The sequence below is a fragment of the Luteibacter sp. TLI7-4A genome, assembly GCF_056754745.1.
In genome coordinates this window covers 3,921,443-3,937,115 of record NZ_JBPGWO010000001.1, presented here as the reverse complement: position 1 = coordinate 3,937,115, position 15,673 = coordinate 3,921,443, and the positions used below count along the sequence as shown (strand labels likewise).

Annotated in this window: 14 protein-coding genes; 9 read left to right on the top strand and 5 right to left on the bottom strand. The window is 66.4% G+C overall.

Annotated features, from left to right (window positions below):
* Positions 1–7: 7 nt before the first annotated feature.
* The 3 genes from putA to ACR9Y6_RS17210 all read left to right on the top strand — a co-directional run bounded on the left by putA (position 8) and on the right by ACR9Y6_RS17210 (position 5,154).
* Entirely contained in the window at positions 8–3,160 is a 3,153-nt protein-coding gene (gene putA, locus ACR9Y6_RS17220; RefSeq protein ID WP_481282392.1) for a bifunctional proline dehydrogenase/L-glutamate gamma-semialdehyde dehydrogenase PutA, read from the top strand.
* A gap of 328 nt (positions 3,161–3,488) precedes the next feature.
* Positions 3,489–4,088 carry a hypothetical protein gene (locus tag ACR9Y6_RS17215; RefSeq protein ID WP_481282391.1) on the top strand — a complete coding sequence of 200 codons (600 nt, stop codon included), beginning with the start codon at positions 3,489–3,491 and terminating at the stop codon, positions 4,086–4,088.
* A 118-nt stretch (positions 4,089–4,206) separates the two neighbouring features.
* Positions 4,207–5,154: a hypothetical protein gene (locus ACR9Y6_RS17210; RefSeq protein ID WP_481282390.1), complete on the top strand. Its 948-nt coding sequence runs from the start codon at positions 4,207–4,209 to the stop codon at positions 5,152–5,154.
* Between the two features lie 47 nt (positions 5,155–5,201).
* Here ACR9Y6_RS17210 and dcp read toward each other — a convergent pair whose 3' ends face one another.
* The 3 genes from dcp to bioD all read right to left on the bottom strand — a co-directional run bounded on the left by dcp (position 5,202) and on the right by bioD (position 8,541).
* Positions 5,202–7,388 (bottom strand): peptidyl-dipeptidase Dcp, encoded by a 2,187-nt coding sequence (gene dcp, locus ACR9Y6_RS17205; RefSeq protein WP_481282389.1) that lies wholly within the window; start codon positions 7,386–7,388, stop codon positions 5,202–5,204.
* Between the two features lie 109 nt (positions 7,389–7,497).
* Positions 7,498–7,833, bottom strand: coding sequence for a hypothetical protein (locus tag ACR9Y6_RS17200; protein WP_481282388.1), 336 nt, complete (start codon positions 7,831–7,833; stop codon positions 7,498–7,500).
* Positions 7,834–7,869: 36 nt separating this feature from the next.
* The gene (gene bioD / locus ACR9Y6_RS17195) at positions 7,870–8,541 is read right to left on the bottom strand and encodes a dethiobiotin synthase (protein ID WP_481282387.1); all 672 of its coding nucleotides are present in this window, start codon (positions 8,539–8,541) and stop codon (positions 7,870–7,872) included.
* 74 nt (positions 8,542–8,615) lie between these two features.
* Here bioD and ACR9Y6_RS17190 point away from each other — a divergent pair, with 74 nt between their 5' ends.
* A complete protein-coding gene (locus tag ACR9Y6_RS17190; RefSeq protein ID WP_481282386.1) occupies positions 8,616–9,104 on the top strand; it encodes a GAF domain-containing protein in 489 nt (162 codons plus the stop codon).
* A 57-nt stretch (positions 9,105–9,161) separates the two neighbouring features.
* Here ACR9Y6_RS17190 and yihA read toward each other — a convergent pair whose 3' ends face one another.
* Positions 9,162–9,806, bottom strand: coding sequence for a ribosome biogenesis GTP-binding protein YihA/YsxC (gene yihA / locus ACR9Y6_RS17185; RefSeq protein ID WP_371022435.1), 645 nt, complete (start codon positions 9,804–9,806; stop codon positions 9,162–9,164).
* A 173-nt stretch (positions 9,807–9,979) separates the two neighbouring features.
* On the opposite strand from yihA, the gene ACR9Y6_RS17180 reads away from it, so the two are divergent.
* The 5 genes from ACR9Y6_RS17180 to ACR9Y6_RS17160 all read left to right on the top strand — a co-directional run bounded on the left by ACR9Y6_RS17180 (position 9,980) and on the right by ACR9Y6_RS17160 (position 13,734).
* Positions 9,980–10,783 (top strand): c-type cytochrome, encoded by an 804-nt coding sequence (locus ACR9Y6_RS17180; RefSeq protein ID WP_481282385.1) that lies wholly within the window; start codon positions 9,980–9,982, stop codon positions 10,781–10,783.
* 80 nt (positions 10,784–10,863) lie between these two features.
* Positions 10,864–11,745: a thiol:disulfide interchange protein DsbA/DsbL gene (locus ACR9Y6_RS17175; RefSeq protein WP_481282384.1), complete on the top strand. Its 882-nt coding sequence runs from the start codon at positions 10,864–10,866 to the stop codon at positions 11,743–11,745.
* Positions 11,746–11,775: 30 nt separating this feature from the next.
* A complete protein-coding gene (locus ACR9Y6_RS17170) occupies positions 11,776–12,423 on the top strand; it encodes a thiol:disulfide interchange protein DsbA/DsbL (RefSeq protein ID WP_481282383.1) in 648 nt (215 codons plus the stop codon).
* 82 nt (positions 12,424–12,505) lie between these two features.
* A complete protein-coding gene (locus ACR9Y6_RS17165) occupies positions 12,506–13,333 on the top strand; it encodes an endonuclease/exonuclease/phosphatase family protein (RefSeq protein ID WP_481282382.1) in 828 nt (275 codons plus the stop codon).
* On the top strand, positions 13,330–13,734 hold the full coding sequence (locus ACR9Y6_RS17160) for a hypothetical protein (RefSeq protein WP_481282381.1): 405 nt from the start codon (positions 13,330–13,332) through the stop codon (positions 13,732–13,734). The genes ACR9Y6_RS17165 and ACR9Y6_RS17160 overlap by 4 nt, the downstream gene beginning before the upstream one ends.
* Positions 13,735–13,926: 192 nt before the next feature.
* Here the strand turns inward: ACR9Y6_RS17160 and ACR9Y6_RS17155 are convergent, their stop codons facing one another.
* Positions 13,927–15,579, bottom strand: coding sequence for a glycoside hydrolase family 17 protein (locus ACR9Y6_RS17155; RefSeq protein ID WP_481282380.1), 1,653 nt, complete (start codon positions 15,577–15,579; stop codon positions 13,927–13,929).
* Between the last annotated feature and the right edge of the window lie 94 nt (positions 15,580–15,673).

Below are 15,673 nucleotides of genomic sequence, written 5' to 3'. Positions count from 1 at the left end.
GCCCCCAGTGAATCCCACCATCCTTCGTTCCGAACTCCCGACCGGCGCCGAGCCGGCGCGTGCGCGCATCACGGCTGCCTGGCTGCGCGACGAAACCGAGGCCGTCAACGACCTGCTGGCCCAGGCCACCCTGCCCCCGACCGAACGCGAGCACGTGATCGACGTCGCCGCGGGCCTGGTCACGCGCGTCCGCGCGCGGGCCAAGGACCAAAGCGCGGTCGAGTCCTTCATGCGCCAGTACGACCTTTCCTCCGAGGAAGGCGTGCTGCTGATGTGCGTCGCCGAGGCGCTGCTGCGCATTCCCGACAAGGCCACGGCCGACAAGCTCATCCGCGACAAGCTGGGCGAGGCGGACTGGAAGAAGCACCTGGGCCGCAGCGAGTCGCTGTTCGTCAATGCCTCCACCTGGGGCCTGATGCTCACCGGCCACCTGGTGAACCTCGCCGAGGAAACCCGCCACGACTTCAGTTCCGCGCTGCGCCGCCTCGTCGGCCGCGCGGGCGAACCGGTGGTGCGCCTGGCCGTGCGCCAGGCCATGCGGATCATGGGCCACCAGTTCGTGATGGGCCGCACCATCAAGGAAGCGCTCGACCGTTCCGCCGAGAAGGAGCACGCGGTCTACCGCTATTCGTACGACATGCTCGGCGAATCCGCGCTCACCCAGGCCACCGCGGAGCGCTACCAGCAGGACTACCGCGACGCGATCAACGCGCTCGGCGCACGCGGCCCGTTTCCGAACAACCTGGAAGCCCCGTCGATCTCGGTGAAGCTCTCGGCGCTGCATCCGCGCTACGAGGTCGCCAATCGCGCCCGCGCCCGCGCCGAACTGGGCGCGAAGCTGCTCGAACTCTCGCAGCTGGCGTTCAAGAACGGCATCGCCCTATCGGTGGATGCCGAGGAAGCCGATCGCCTCGAGCTCTCGCTCGACATCATCGGCGATGTCTTCGAGCATCCGTCGCTCGAAGGCTGGAACGGACTGGGCATCGTCATCCAGGCCTACCAGAAGCGTGCGCCGTTCGTGATCGACTGGGTCACCGAGAAGGCCCGCACCACCGGCCGCCGCTGGTTCGTGCGCCTGGTGAAGGGCGCCTACTGGGACGCGGAGATCAAGCGCGCGCAGGAGAACGGCCTCTCAGGCTATCCGGTCTACACGCGCAAGCCGAATACCGACGTCTCCTATCTCGCCTGCGCGCGGCGCCTGTTCGCCGCCGGTGGCGACGCCGTGTACCCGCAGTTCGCCACGCACAACGCGCACACCATCGCCGCGATCCACCACATCGCGCAGGGCCGCCCGTACGAGAACCAGCGCCTGCACGGCATGGGCGCGGATCTCTACGCCGAGGTGATCGGCAAGGACAAGCTCAACGTGCCCTGCCGCGTCTACGCGCCGGTCGGCAGCCACGAGGACCTGCTTCCCTACCTCGTCCGCCGGTTGCTCGAGAACGGCGCGAACACCAGCTTCGTCAATCGCGTGGTCGACGAGAGCGTGCCGGTGCGCGACCTCGTCGCCGATCCGTGCGAAACGGTGCGCGCCTTCGCCTCCATTCCCCACCCCCGCATCCCCTTGCCGGTCAATCTCTACGGTGAACTTCGGAAGAACTCCATGGGCATGAACTTCGCTAACGACAACGAGCTCAACGAACTCGCCGACGCCGTCAACAAGCACAGCGGCCCCTGGACCGCGGCACCGCTGGTCGCCGGCGGCGGCACCGGCGGCGCGAAGGTCGAAGTCACCGACCCGTCGGACCGCCGCCGCATCATCGGCACCGTGGAAAACGCCGACCCGGCCCTGGTCGACCAGGCCCTGGCCGCCGCCGTGAAGGCGCAGCCGGGCTGGGACCGCCTTCCGGCCGCGAGCCGCGCCGCCATCCTCGAACATGCCGCCGAACAGCTGGAGCACAATCGCGCCGAGTTCATCGCGCTGTGCGTGCGCGAGGCGGGCAAGAGCCTGCCGGATGCCATCGCCGAGATCCGCGAGGCGGCCGACTTCCTGCGCTACTACGCCACGATGGCGCGCCGCCTGTTCGGCCAGCCCGAACAACTGCCGGGCCCCACCGGCGAAAGCAACCAGTTGTTCCTCAACGGCCGCGGCGTGTTCGTCTGCATCAGCCCGTGGAACTTCCCGCTGGCGATCTTCCTCGGCCAGGTGGCCGCCGCGCTGGCCGCGGGCAACGCGGTGATCGCCAAGCCGGCCGAGCAGACGTCGCTGGTCGGCTATGCGGCGGTGAGGTTGCTGCACGCGGCAGGCGTACCGGTGGATGTCCTGCAATATCTGCCCGGCGACGGTGCCACCGTCGGCGCCGCGCTCACCCGCGACCCGCGAGTGGCCGGCGTGGCCTTCACCGGCTCGACCGAAACCGCCTGGGCGATCAACCGCGCGTTGGCCGCACGCAACGCGCCGATCGCAGCCCTCGTCGCCGAGACGGGCGGCCAGAACGCCATGATCGCCGACTCCTCCGCCCTGCCGGAGCAGATCGTCAAGGACGTCATCGCCTCGGCCTTCCAGTCCGCCGGCCAGCGCTGCTCCGCCGCCCGCGTGCTGTTCGTGCAGGAAGACATCGCCGACAAGGTGATCGCGATGCTCGCCGGCGCGATGGCCGAACTGAAGGTCGGCGATCCGGGCCTGCTGTCGACCGACGTGGGCCCCGTGATCGACGAGGACGCTCGCCAGATCCTCGTCGACCACGCCGCGCGCATGGATCGCGAGGCGAAGAAGATCGCCGAGGTCGCACTGCCGGAATCCGCCGCCCATGGCACGTATTTCGCCCCGCGCGCGTACGAGATTCCGTCGCTGGCCACGCTCACCCGCGAGATCTTCGGTCCCGTGCTGCACGTGATCCGCTGGAAGGGTTCGGAACTGGACAAGGTCGTCGAGCAGATCAACGGCACCGGCTTCGGCCTCACGCTGGGTATCCACAGCCGCATCGACGACACGATTGAATACATCCAGAGCCGCGCACGCGTGGGCAACTGCTACGTCAACCGCAACCAGATCGGCGCGGTGGTCGGCGTGCAGCCGTTCGGCGGCGAGGGTCTCTCGGGTACCGGTCCGAAGGCAGGAGGACCGCACTACCTGCTCCGCTTCGCCGGCGAACGCACGCTCACCATCAACACCACCGCCGCGGGTGGCAATGCATCCCTGCTGACGATCGGCGAATAACGCCGACAATCCAGCTACCACGACCGCGCCCGTGAGGGCGCGGTTTTTTTTGCTTCGCGGAAGCCTTCGGATACTACTCGGCTTCGCCATCGCGGTTGTCTGTGTGCGTCGAGGCAGCGGGAGCCGCCATCGCTAAGCCGTTTCGGCAAGACGCGACCCACGCTACGTCGGGCTGGAGAATACCGAAGCCGCCGAATGCAATCCCTCGATGGCCATTCCCAATCGGCCCTGTCATTGACCGGTCCTCCCGCACGCCTACGCCATAAGGCGTATTGCGACGCGCACAAGTACCTTGCTTAGCTAGTGGTTCACCAGGGAGGGTTGCGACATGACGTTGCCACTACGGATCATGCCCGTGTCATCCACGGGTTCGAGGAATGCGTTGCCGGGAGTTCCGACCGGCCGGATGGAGCGAGGCGGGAAGACCCACTCATGGGACGATCCGCGCCTGCGTTCGTTGCTCGAAGGCAACGGAGGCGTGCTTGGCCCTTGCGCGATCGAGCAGCACTTCGGCGATGAACACCTCGGCCTCGTCAGGGCGGGAGGGATGCTCGCGCTGCCCGCGCTCGTGATCGTCGCGGGCGAGGCCGATGCGATCATCGAGCAATCCGACGACGGCAACGTACTGACCGGCCGGCGTAGTTCCTCGAACGACTGCCGGCTGATCTTCCGGCATGCGTACGGGCGCGTGCGCTGCACATTGCGTACCGTGGGTAACACGGGAGATGTGCATATCGGGCTACTCGAGCATCGGCGTTTCGACGAGGTGCAGGCCATCAACCTCATGCGCCCAAGGGGCAACCGCGGCGACACGCGCGGCAGCCTGTGGACGACGATTGAATACCACGCCGACCCCCTATGCGAATTGCAGGGCATCGCATGGCGTGGCGGGCTCATACAAATCGCGAGCATCTCGCTGTCGCCCTGAGCGATGTAAAACGCAATCCCAACTTGCGATCGTGCCCTTGTCAGCCGCACTCCTCCGCGCGCGCTGCTATGCTGCGCGCGGCCAATGAGGCCGCACTGACATTCCAGGGAGGAATGAATTGAAACGCAAGCTACTATCCACGCTCGTTCCGGCATTCATCGCACTCGCTCCAGGCACCGCATGGTCGGCGCGCGGTGTCGATCTCGAAACCTTCGACCAGGCCCGTGCCGGCATCATCCAACCGGGCGACGAACTCAAGCTCGAACATTTCCGCATCGCCGCTGCGCATGACGGCGCCGCTGTCATCAAGCCCGTCGAACAGCCGGATGGCCTCGCCTACGGTCTCGCATTAGGCGGTGTCGAACGAGCCGGGTCCGCTTCGGTCGACATTCAATTCGACAAACCGCTGCGAAGCGTGGCATTCACCGTCGTCTTGCCGCCTGGCGCGGCGGCACTGGCATCCACGGCCACCCTCTACATCGATGAACTCGAGCGCCAGTCGCTCACGCTCCAGCACGGCACGACGGCCAACCGGCTGCGGCTCGCCATGAGCGTGCCGGAAGGGCAAGTCTTCAACAGGCTTTCCCTGCAATTGCAGCGCGGCGCGTACATCGACGGCGTCGAAATGCATTCGCCCCCCGTTGCCGACGGTACGCTGATCGACTTCGACGAGACCCCCTCGGGCCCGCTACAGGGCTTGATCAACCAGGATCACTACATGATCCTCGCCAATTCCAGTGGACTGGAAATCACACCCGCGAGCGATGGGAATACCTCGGGACAGGTGCTGAGCAGCACCGAGGCGACGGGCAACGATGCCGTCCTGATGTATCGCACGGAACGCAACTCCTTCGATCTTACCGTCGTACCCGATCCGGCGGGCGAGCCCGCCACGATCGAGTTCCTCGGCGCCGGCGACTTCGCCATGCTGCACTCGATTCGCGTCGATCCGGCGGGCGGGCCGCAACGCCTGTCGTTCACGGCTCCGAGAGGATCGAGCCTGCAGGGCATACGCTGGACGGGCGGAAAGCTGCGCATCGACGAGGTGATGCTTCGATCCAGATAAGGAAAGGGCCCCTCGGGGCCCTTTCTCATATCGACGCGGATCGGAACTTACTTCAACCCGCGATCCTTGAGCATCGGCTCGATGCTCGGGTCCTTGCCGCGGAAATCGCGATAGAGCTTGCCCAGTTCGACGGTATTTCCCCGGGAAAGGATCTTGTCACGGAAGACCTGACCGTTCTCGCGGGTGAGCCCGCCGTGCTCCTTGAACCACTGGAAGGCATCGGAATCGAGCATCTGCGTCCACAGGTAGGCGTAGTAGCCGGCGGCGTAACCGTTGCCCCATATGTGCTGGAAGTAGCTCGAACGATAGCGCGGAGGCACCTGCGGCAGCGTGAAGCCGGCGTGCTTCAGCGCGCCGGCTTCGAACGCGTCCACATCTTGCTTGGCGCCGCCGGGCGGCAGCATGTGCCACTGCATGTCCAGCAGGGCGGCGGAGATCAACTCGCTCATCGCGTAACCCTGGTTGAAGCTGCGCGCCTTCTTGATCTTCTCCACCAGCTCGGCCGGCATGGGCGCGCCGGTCTGGTAATGCTTCGCGTAATGGGCGAATACCTGTGGATCGGATGCCCACTGTTCGTTCAGCTGCGAGGGAAACTCGACGAAATCGCGCGCGGTACTGGTGCCGGAAAGCGAGGGGTACTGCGCATCGGCGAACAGGCCGTGCAAGGCGTGACCGAACTCGTGGAACATCGTGGTCACGTCGTCGAACGATAGCAACGCCGGCTGGCCCGCGGCGGGCTTGGTGAAATTGGCGACGTTGTACACCACCGGTTTGGTGCCGAACAGCTTCGACTGGTCGACGAGGTTGCTCATCCAGGCGCCGCCGTTCTTGTTGTCGCGCTTGAAGTAGTCGCAATAGAACAGCGCCATCGAGGTACCGTCCTTGTCGAACACCTCGAATACGCGCACGTCCGGCTGCCATACCGGGATGTCCTTGCGTTCCTTGAAGGTGATGCCGTAGAGCTGGGTGGCCGCGTAGAACACGCCGTTCTGCAGCACGTTGTCGAGTTCGAAGTACGGCCTGATCTGCGCCTCGTCCAGGTCGTACCTGGCCTTGCGAACCTTCTCGGCGTAGTGATCCCAATCCCAGGCCTGCACCTGGAAACCACCGCTCTCCTGGTCGATCACCTGCTGGATATCCTTCGATTCCGCCGTCGCGCGGGCGACGGCGGCGGGCGCCAGGCGTTCCATGAATTTCTCGGCCGCCTCCGGCGTCTTCGCCATCTGGTCGTCGAGCTTCCACGCCGCGTAATTCGGGAACCCGAGCAGCTTCGCGCGGTCGGCGCGCAGCTGTGCGATACGGGTAATGATCTGGCGGGTATCGTTGGCGTCACCGTGTTCGGCGCGTTCCCACGAGGCCTTGAACAGTTTCTCGCGCGTGGCGCGATCGTTCATCGCCTGCAGTGGGGGCTGCTGTGTCGTGTTCTGCAAGGTCACCACGTATTTGCCGTCGAGCTGACGGTCCTTGGCAGCCGCGGCGGCGGCATCGATATCGGCATCGGACATGCCGTCGAGCGCCTTCCTGTCGTCGACCACCAGGGCGGCGGCCTTGGTCGCGGCCAGCAGCTGGTTGGTGAATTTCGTGCTGAGCGTCGACTCTTCCTTGTTCAGCTCCTTGAGCTTGCCCTTGTCCGCTTCGGAAAGCTTCGCGCCCTCATGGACGAAATCGTCGTAGGTCACCTGGAGGAGACGGGCGGATTCCGGATCGAGGTTCAGCGAAGCGCGCTTCTCGTAGAGGGCTTCCACCCGCTTGAACAGCTTGTCGTTGAGGTAGATCGCATCGCTGTGCGCGGCGAGCTTCGGCGATTCCTCTTCCTCGACCTTCTGCAAGGTGTCGTTGGTGTTGGCACCGGTGAGCGTGCTGAACACGTTCTCGACGCGCTTGAGCAGGACGCCGGTCTTCTCCAGGGCGACGACGGTGTTCTCGAACGTGGGCTCCTCCGGCGCGTTGGCGATCGCCTCGACCTCGGCCAGCTGCTGCTTCATGCCTTCTTCCAGCGCGGGCTGGAAATCCGCATCCACGATCTTGTCGAACGGCGGTGCCTGGAACGGCAACGAACTCTGGGTCAGCAACGGGTTCTCGTGCGCGGTGGACGCCGCGGTCGTCGCGGGCGCGGGCGCGGGCGCGCTTCCCGGCGAGGCGGGCGCGGCGGCCTTGTCGGCCTCGTTGGACGACGAACAAGCGGCGGTAAGGGCGATCGAAGTGGCGATCACGAGTGTGCGGACCTTGAGCATGGTCGAGGTATCCCCTGACGGTGAAAGTCACCGACTCTAGCCGTGGTGGCGTATCCGGAACAACCGCCATCCGTCAGGGCGTTCTATCGCCGACAAGGCCGGCGATGTCTTACCGGGTGTCGCGAAGCTCCCAGCTGGATCCGATCAACAGATTCAGGCGGTGCTTCACGATCCGCATCGGCAACGAGGTGGTGAGCTTCACGTCGTTGCGGTCGTTCGAGAGTTCGCCCGTGGCGGAGGCGGAAGCATCCGTCACCCCGAGGCCGGGATCGACCTCGTCCGGCTCCGGCTGCCTGGCGCGCCAGCGCTGGAACAGGTTGTCACTGCGCATCGCATCGGCGATGTCGGCGGCCAGTTTCTCCGGGCCGATGCCTTCGAAGGAAAGGTCAGGGTCCGGGCCCTTCGCCTTGCTCATGTCCTTGACGGAAAGATAGTAGGTGGTCATGACCGACTAGTTAGGATGAAACGCGTGAAGGGGCCGTCAGCCCAGCGGGCCGAGGTCGATGAGAACGGCCGCGTCGGCAGGCGCCACGCGGTAGGGCAACACGCCCAGGCAGGGCGCGGGCAGGTGGTCGCGCAAGGTCTGGATGTTTTCCTCCAGGAGGGGCATCGCCGGCTCGATCGTGTTCGCGATCCAGCCGGCCAGTCGACAACCATCGGCCTGTATCGCCCGTGCCGTGAGGCGCGCATGACTGATGCAACCCAGGCGCACTCCCACCACCAGCACCACGGGCAGGTCCCAGCGTGACGGCATGTCTTCGGTCGACATGCCTGTCGCCAGCGGCACCATCCAGCCACCCACGCCTTCGACCACGACGCGGTCGTATTCGCGTGCCAGTGACTGGAAGGCGGCGTCGAGCGGCGGCCATTCGATGGCGCGTCCGGCGCGCGCGGCGGCCAGGTGCGGCGCGACAGCTTCCTCCAGTGCCACGGGATTGACCCTTTCATAGGCGGGAGGCGGTGCGCTTGCGGCCTGCAAGTCCAGGGCATCCTGGTTGCGCATGCCTTCCGGATATCGTACGGAACCGCTGGCGACGGGCTTCATGCCGGCCACGCGCTCGCCCGCCCTGCGGAACGCATGGACGAGGGCCTGGGCCGCGTGCGTCTTGCCGATGCCCGTGTCGGTACCGGCGACGAAGATATGGCGCGACATCGTGCAACAGCCTTGCGGAATACGGGACGTGGCACCATACACCGCTTCGCCCACGAATCGCTCCAGGAACCGCCATGTTCGAAACCAAGGCCATCGCCACCGACGACAAGGCCACCCTGTACGCCGAGCTGGTCCAGCAGGCCGAGGGCCTGATGCATGGCGAGCCGGACACGATCGCCAATGCCGCCAACTTCGCCGCGCTCGTCTACGACGCCGTGCCCGACCTCAACTGGGCTGGCTTCTACCTGTTCGACGGCACCGAACTGGTCGTGGGACCGTTCCAGGGCAAGCCCGCCTGCATTCGCATCGCCCTGGGCCGCGGTGTCTGCGGTACCGCCGCGCAGACGCGACAAACGCAGGTGATTCGCGACGTGCACGAGTTCGACGGCCACATCGCCTGCGACGCGGCATCGAATTCCGAGATCGTGGTGCCCCTGGTGAAGGCCGACGGCAGCCTGTTCGGCGTGTGGGACGTCGACAGCCCGTCGGTCGCCCGCTTCGACGACGAGGATCGCAAGGGCATGGAAGCGTTGTGCCGCGTCTTCATGGCGACGCTGGCCTGAAAGAATCGTCACCTACCTTCGGGTGGGAAGCTGTAAGACCAGCCGAAGGTAGCCGCGTCAGAGTTCGTGTGGGCGCGGTGTCGCCAGCAGTTCCATCACTCGCGCGCGCGCTTCTTCCACGCCGGTTTTCGCGGTGGAGGAAAAGACCTGCGCCGTGCCGGGCACGCCGTTCGCACGGAAGTCCTTGCGCAATGCCTCCAGCGCGGCCGATGCCTGCCCACGCGAGAGCTTGTCGGCCTTGGTCAGCAATACGTGGCAAGGCAGCTCGGTAGCCGCGCAGAAATCGAGCATCGTCCGGTCGAAATCCTTCAGCTCGTGGCGGATGTCCACGATCAGGACGATGCCACGCAAGCTGCGGCGCATCTTCAGATAGGCGTCGATCTCGCCGCGCCAATGCTGGCGCATCGCCTCGGGCACCTTGGCGTAACCATAGCCGGGCAGGTCGACCAGGCGGGCGTCGACGGGCGCGGCACCCTCCCGCTTCAGCGGCGGCAGGTCGAACACCACCATCAACTGCGTGCGCCCGGGCGTCTTCGAGGTCCGGGCCAGCCCGTTATGCCCCGTGAGCGCGTTCAATGCGCTCGACTTGCCCGCGTTGGAACGCCCCGCGAAGGCCACTTCGGCACCCTGGTCGTAGGGGAGCTGGGTGATTTCGTGGGCGGCCAGCACGAAACGGGCGCCATTGAGGGGATTGGAGGACATGGATAAGTGGCCGGCGGGGCGCAGGGAAACGGAGGCCCGGCAGTGTATGCGATCGGGCGTGGCGACGCGCGCGACGCGGTTTGACCGGGCTCTCCCGCGCCCCCCATAATCTTTTGGTTGAGACGCGGCAGGGTACGCGTCCCGGTCCGGAAAGTTCCCCCTTGGAGAGACTTATGAAGTTTCGGCACGCCGCCGCTGCCATCACCGCGTTGCTCGTCATGCATGCAGCCGCGGGCCAGACCGCAACTCCCGCCAAGCCGGCGAGCGCGCCGGCTCCGGCCGCCACGGCCGCCGCCAAGCCGGGCGCGAATCCGGCCACCGATCCAGCCACTCCGGGCATGCCGGCAGCCGAAACGGCCACCGCGCCCGCGGGTGCCACGGCCGCGCTGAAGCCGGGTGACGCCACGGCCGGACAGGGCAAGGCCGCCGCCTGCGGTGCCTGCCACGGCATCGACGGCAATTCCACCGACCCGCAGTACCCGCGCCTCGCCGGCCAGAGCGAGCAGTACATCGCCGCGCAGCTGGCGGACTTCAAGTCGGGCAAGCGCATGAACCCGATCATGGTCGGCTTCGCGCAACCGCTGTCCGAGCAGGACATGCACGACATCGGCGCCTACTTCGCCGGCAAGGCGTCCCTGCCCGGCGTGGCCGACCAGGCGCTGGTCGAACAGGGCCAGACGATCTACCGCCAGGGCGATGTCGACCGCGGCATCCCCGCCTGCATGGCGTGCCACGGCCCGGACGGCCGCGGTAATCCGGGAGCGCACTATCCGCAGCTCACCAGCCAGCATGCGAAGTACGTCGAGGCCCGCCTGAAGGGCTGGCACGACGGCGGCACGCCGAACGACGGCCCGCACACCAAGATCATGGTCTCGATCGCGCAGAAGCTCGACGACAAGGACATCGCGGCCGTGGCCAGCTATATCGAAGGCCTGCATACGAACGAACCGACGGCCGCCGCACCCGCGACGCCCTGATGGCGTTAAAGTTGGAGGATCGGACGGGCCCTTCGGGCCCGTTCCTGTTTAAGAAGGTAAGAAAAGGACCCCACATGCGTATGCGCCTTCCCCTCCTCTGCGCCGCCCTGATCGGCCTCGCCGCCTGCGGCTCGGGCAACAACGACAGCGCCACGGCACCGCCCGCCGCCTCGACCGCGGCCCCGGCGGCGACGCCGGCCTCGCCCTCCACGGCGGCGGCCACGCCCGCGCCCGCGACGACGGCCGCACCGGCCGCCAGCGGCAGCGCCACGCCCGCACCCGCACCGGTCGCGAGCGCCGCCGCCGACGACGACAATCGCCCCGCCGCGAAGCCGTTCGTCGATGACGGCAAATGGGTCGAAGGCAAGCATTACTTCCGCATCGATCCCGTCCAGCCGACCAGCACGCCTGGCAAGATCGAGGTCACCGAGGTGTTCTCGTACGGCTGCCCCGCCTGCTTCCAGTTCCACGGCGTGGTGGACGAGCTGGCCAAGAGCCTGCCCAAGGGCGCGGTCATGACCTATACCCCCGCCTCGTTCCGCCCGGACGAGAACTGGCCGCTGCTGCAGCGCGCCTATCTCACGGCACAGGCCTTCGGTGTCGACAAGCAGAGCCACGATGCCTTCTTCGACGCCGTGTTCAAGAGCGGCGAGCTCGGCATCATGGACCAGCAGTCCGGCAAGCCGAAGGCCCAGTCGGCATGGCCGACCATCGACGACGTGGCCAAGTTCTACGTCAAGTACGGCGTCAAGCCCGACGAATTCGTCGCCACGGCAAACTCCTTCACCATCAACACCAAGATGAAGCGCGCCGATGAACTGATCCGCGCCTACGAGGTCGATAGCACGCCGACAATCGTCGTCAACGGCAAGTACCGGCTGACCCCGATCACCGCCGGCGGCTATCCGCAGGCGGTCGAGCTCACCCAGTGGCTCGTCAGCAAGGAAGCCGCGGGCAAGTAACCGCGCACTCGACCCACTTCGGAGACATCCATGTTCAAGCGTCTTTCGCTCCTCTTCGTCGGCCTGGCCATGACCGCCGCCTGCAGCGCGCGCCCCGCCGACGACGCATCCACCCCGGCCTATGCCGAAGGCACGCAGTACGTGGCCACCGGTACGCCGCAACGCCTCGACCCGAAGAACGGCAAGGTGGAGGTCGTCGAGGTGTTCTCGTACGGCTGCATCCATTGCGCGCATTACGAGCCGAAGGTCGAGCAGTTGCAGAAGGAACTGCCCAAGGGCGTGGTGTTCCACGCCATCCCCGCGGCGTTCAACGACGCCTGGCTGCCGTATGCGCAGGCCTATTACGCGGCGAAGAAGCTCAACGCGCTAGCGGCCACGCACGCCGCGTTGTTCAAGGCCATCCATGAAGAGCATTACCCGTTGCGCACGCTCGACGAACTCGCCGACTGGTATGCCCAGCATGGCGTGGACAAGGCGAAGTTCCTCGCCGCCGCCAACAGCGCCGAAACACGCGATCGCATCCTTGCCGACACCAAGCTGATCCAGGCATGGGGCATCGACGGCACGCCGACCATCGTCGTGGACGGCAAGTACCGCAGTGCCCAGATCAAGGACTTCGACGAGCTTAACGGCGTTTCGAAGTTCCTGGTCGACAAGGAATTGAAGGGCGGCAAGTAAGCCCTTCCCCATCGATGCCCTCCGTTCACACGGCGGAGGGCATCCTCTGGCCTCCCGGCCAGTCGAGACCCCACGCCGCATCATGACCCGCGCCACGCCGAATCCATCGCCCGCTCCCGAGCGCACATTGCGCCTGTTGAGCTGCAACATCCTCGCCGGCGCGAGCGTGCAGCGTTACAGCGATTATTTCACCCGCAGCGTCAACGCCGTGCTGCCCGGCCGGACGAAACTGGCGAACCTGGATTCGCTGGCCGAGTTGCTTCACGAGTTCGACGTCGTGGGCTTGCAGGAAGCCGATGCCGGCAGCCTGCGTTCGGGTTTCCTCAACCAGACCCGCTACATCGCCGAAGCGGCCGGCATGCCCTACTGGAGCCACCAGCCGAACCGGCCGATGGCACGCGTGGCGCATTCGGCCAACGGCCTGCTGAGCCGTATCGAGCCCAGCGAGGTCATCGACTATCCGCTGCCGGGCCGGATCAAGGGCCGCGGCGCGCTCTTCGTCCGTTTCGGCCATGGGCCCGATTCGCTGGTGGTGGTCATCGCGCATCTCTCGCTCGGCGCGGCGGCGCGCCTGGGCCAGCTCGCCTTCATCGCCGAGCTGCTCGCACCGTATCCACATGCGGTGCTGATGGGCGACCTCAACACCGAGCCGGCCAGCTTCGAGATGCGTCATCTCTTCGACAAGACCGCTCTGCAACCACCTTCGGTGGCGACCCCGACCTTCCCCAGCTGGAAGCCGCGGCGCGCCCTCGACCACATCCTCACCTCGGCGGACATCAAGCTGGAGCGCACGTGGACCTTGCCGCGCGCCTTCTCCGACCATTTGCCGCTGGCCGCCGAGATCCGCCTGCCGATCGCCCTCGCCCAGGCATCCGGCGCGGCGTCATTGATCCATACAGGAACCCCATGAAATCCAGCCTTCGCGTCGCCCTGCCCTGGGCCGTCATCGTCGCTGTCGCCCTCGTGGCCGGACTGCTTCGCTACGGATTCATCGAGCCGTCCGACCTGGGGCATGCATGCGATGCGAAGAGTGGCCCGTGGTGGTGCGTGCCGCGCAACATCATCGTGCAAGGCTTCCTCAACTACGGCTATGGCTATGCCGCCGTGCTGGCGGCCCTGGTAGCGGTGTTCTGGCGAAACACCTTCACCGCCACGCTCGCCGCCTCGCTGGGCGTCGTCGCGTTGCAGTTGTATTGCTACGAGGGCGGCGCCCTCGCGCTGCTGATCGGCTCGCTACGGCTGGTGCGCGCCCAGTACAGCAGAACCGTGGTGGGAGCCGACCCTGTCGGCGATCGCTCAGCAGCGGGCTAAATCATGGCAAGCACCCATCGCCGACAAGGTCGGCTCCCACCCGCCTGAGGCGATATCCCACGGCAGCGGGGTAGCCGGAGGCAAGCACCCATCGCCGCTGAAGCGGCTCCCACAAGGCGCGGTGGGAGCCGACCTTGTCGGCAATGCTCCCGTGGGAGCCGATTCATCGGCGATCCCGCGGCAGCGGGCCGGTTACGGCAAGCGTCCTTCGTCGACAGGGTCGGCTCCCACCCAGGCGATCAACACCGGCAGTGCCAGGGCGAGGTTCAACAGCAGCCATCCCCACGACACCGCGTTCGCGCCGATTTCCTGTACGACCACGCTCGCACCGAGCAGCGCCAGCCAGATCGCCATGAGCCGCTCTTCCACCAGCGGCATGAGCGCGCGGTCGCGCGTGCGCAACAGCGCCAGCACGAGGAAGCCGATGCACGGCATCGCGAAGAGGCCGATGGGGAAATCGCGATAACGGCCGTTGAATACCACCAGGAGGCCGTAGAGGGTCAGGACGAACATCCAGAAGAAGCGTTGCGGGGTGAACTCGTCCGTCCACGCGATACCGAACCGTCGACGCTCGACCGGCGACGGCGCGACCGCAACCGGATTCACCGGGGCGGCGAGGCGGGACGCGATCGCACGCGCCAACGACAGGGCGGTCGATCCTCCGGCGACACCGATGGCGATGCCCACGATCCATTCCATATCGTTGCGGCACGCGAAGAGCAGTAGCCGCGCATGCGCCGCCAGCGCGGTGCCGGTGGCGAAACCGGCCAGGGCCAGCGCCAACCAACCCGGAACGCCGTGCCAGCGCCGCCGGATCGAACCGGCCAACAGGAACAGCAGGGCGCCTACGCCACCCGCGGCGATCGCCCAGGTCCAGCGCGGCTCCTCCACGACGGGTCCCTGCATGGCGAATTTCGGCCTGGCCTGCGTGTCGAAGATGCCCCAGAAGCCGCCGACCGTGCCTTCCAGGTCGCGTTTCCATGGCTGGTCGAAGGCTTCGATCACGTTGTAGGGCATGTCGACGGTGGCGGCGTAGTTGAGGAATTCGCGCACGTAGCGCGCCTCGTTGACGAGGCTCGCGCTGGCGTCGCGCCGCGAGCGTCCCTGGCTGGGCCAGCCGGTTTCGCCGATCATGACCTGCTTGCCCGGGAACTCCGCCTTCATCTTCTGGTAGACGTCGGCCACGTGCTGCACGGCCTTTTCCGGCGCCACCGGCTCGTCTTCCCAGTACGGAAGGATATGGATCGTGATGTAGTCGGTGACCTTGGCCAAGGCCGGATGCTTCTGCCAGAACTCCCAGACATCGGCATAGGTGACGGGCACGTCGGTCGCCGCGTTCACCCGCTCGATATAGGCTGCCAGCGCATGCTCGGACAGTTCGTTGCGCAGGAGCACCTCGTTGCCCACCACGATGCCACGCAAGGCATCGTGGTCGCGCCTCGCCGCCGCCAGGCCCAGTTCGATCTCCCGCTCGTTGGCGACGGGATCGCGACCGAGCCAGATGCCCATCAGCACCTTCATGCCGTAGCGTCGGGCGATGTCAGGCACCGCGCCCAGGCCCTGGTTCATCGAGTAGGTGCGGACGCAATCGAAACGCGTGGACAAGGCCTTGAGATCCGCCTCGATCCGCTCCGGAGGGATGAAGGCGCGCGGGTCGAACGGCGTCTCTCCTTCGAGACGGAACGGTGCGTACGACACGCAGGCGATGCGGGCCGTGGGCGAATCCGGCAGATTCACCGGACGCCCGAGCGACCACCAGTAGGCCGCGCCGAACACGGCGGCGAGGACGAGGACGATCCAGGCGAGCGGTCGCGCGAACCGCGCGTAGGAAGTGTGTGGCGGCATGCCGTTCCAGGTCGAAAGCCAAAGTTAGCGGCACAAGCTTAACGGCCCGCAGGCAGGAGGGCGATTCCCGTCGTTCAGGATGTTCATCCGGCCT

Bases quoted from the DNA above. Each gene is read 5' to 3' on its own strand.
- ACR9Y6_RS17170 (WP_481282383.1), top strand. From the start codon at position 11,776: ATGTTCAAGCGTCTTTCGCTCCTCTTCGTCGGCCTGGCCATGACCGCC.
- bioD (WP_481282387.1), bottom strand. From the start codon at position 8,541: ATGTCGCGCCATATCTTCGTCGCCGGTACCGACACGGGCATCGGCAAG.
- yihA (WP_371022435.1), bottom strand. From the start codon at position 9,806: ATGTCCTCCAATCCCCTCAATGGCGCCCGTTTCGTGCTGGCCGCCCAC.
- ACR9Y6_RS17180 (WP_481282385.1), top strand. From the start codon at position 9,980: ATGAAGTTTCGGCACGCCGCCGCTGCCATCACCGCGTTGCTCGTCATG.
- dcp (WP_481282389.1), bottom strand. From the start codon at position 7,388: ATGCTCAAGGTCCGCACACTCGTGATCGCCACTTCGATCGCCCTTACC.
- ACR9Y6_RS17190 (WP_481282386.1), top strand. From the start codon at position 8,616: ATGTTCGAAACCAAGGCCATCGCCACCGACGACAAGGCCACCCTGTAC.
- ACR9Y6_RS17200 (WP_481282388.1), bottom strand. From the start codon at position 7,833: ATGACCACCTACTATCTTTCCGTCAAGGACATGAGCAAGGCGAAGGGC.
- ACR9Y6_RS17215 (WP_481282391.1), top strand. From the start codon at position 3,489: ATGACGTTGCCACTACGGATCATGCCCGTGTCATCCACGGGTTCGAGG.
- ACR9Y6_RS17165 (WP_481282382.1), top strand. From the start codon at position 12,506: ATGACCCGCGCCACGCCGAATCCATCGCCCGCTCCCGAGCGCACATTG.
- ACR9Y6_RS17175 (WP_481282384.1), top strand. From the start codon at position 10,864: ATGCGCCTTCCCCTCCTCTGCGCCGCCCTGATCGGCCTCGCCGCCTGC.
- ACR9Y6_RS17160 (WP_481282381.1), top strand. From the start codon at position 13,330: ATGAAATCCAGCCTTCGCGTCGCCCTGCCCTGGGCCGTCATCGTCGCT.
- ACR9Y6_RS17155 (WP_481282380.1), bottom strand. From the start codon at position 15,579: ATGCCGCCACACACTTCCTACGCGCGGTTCGCGCGACCGCTCGCCTGG.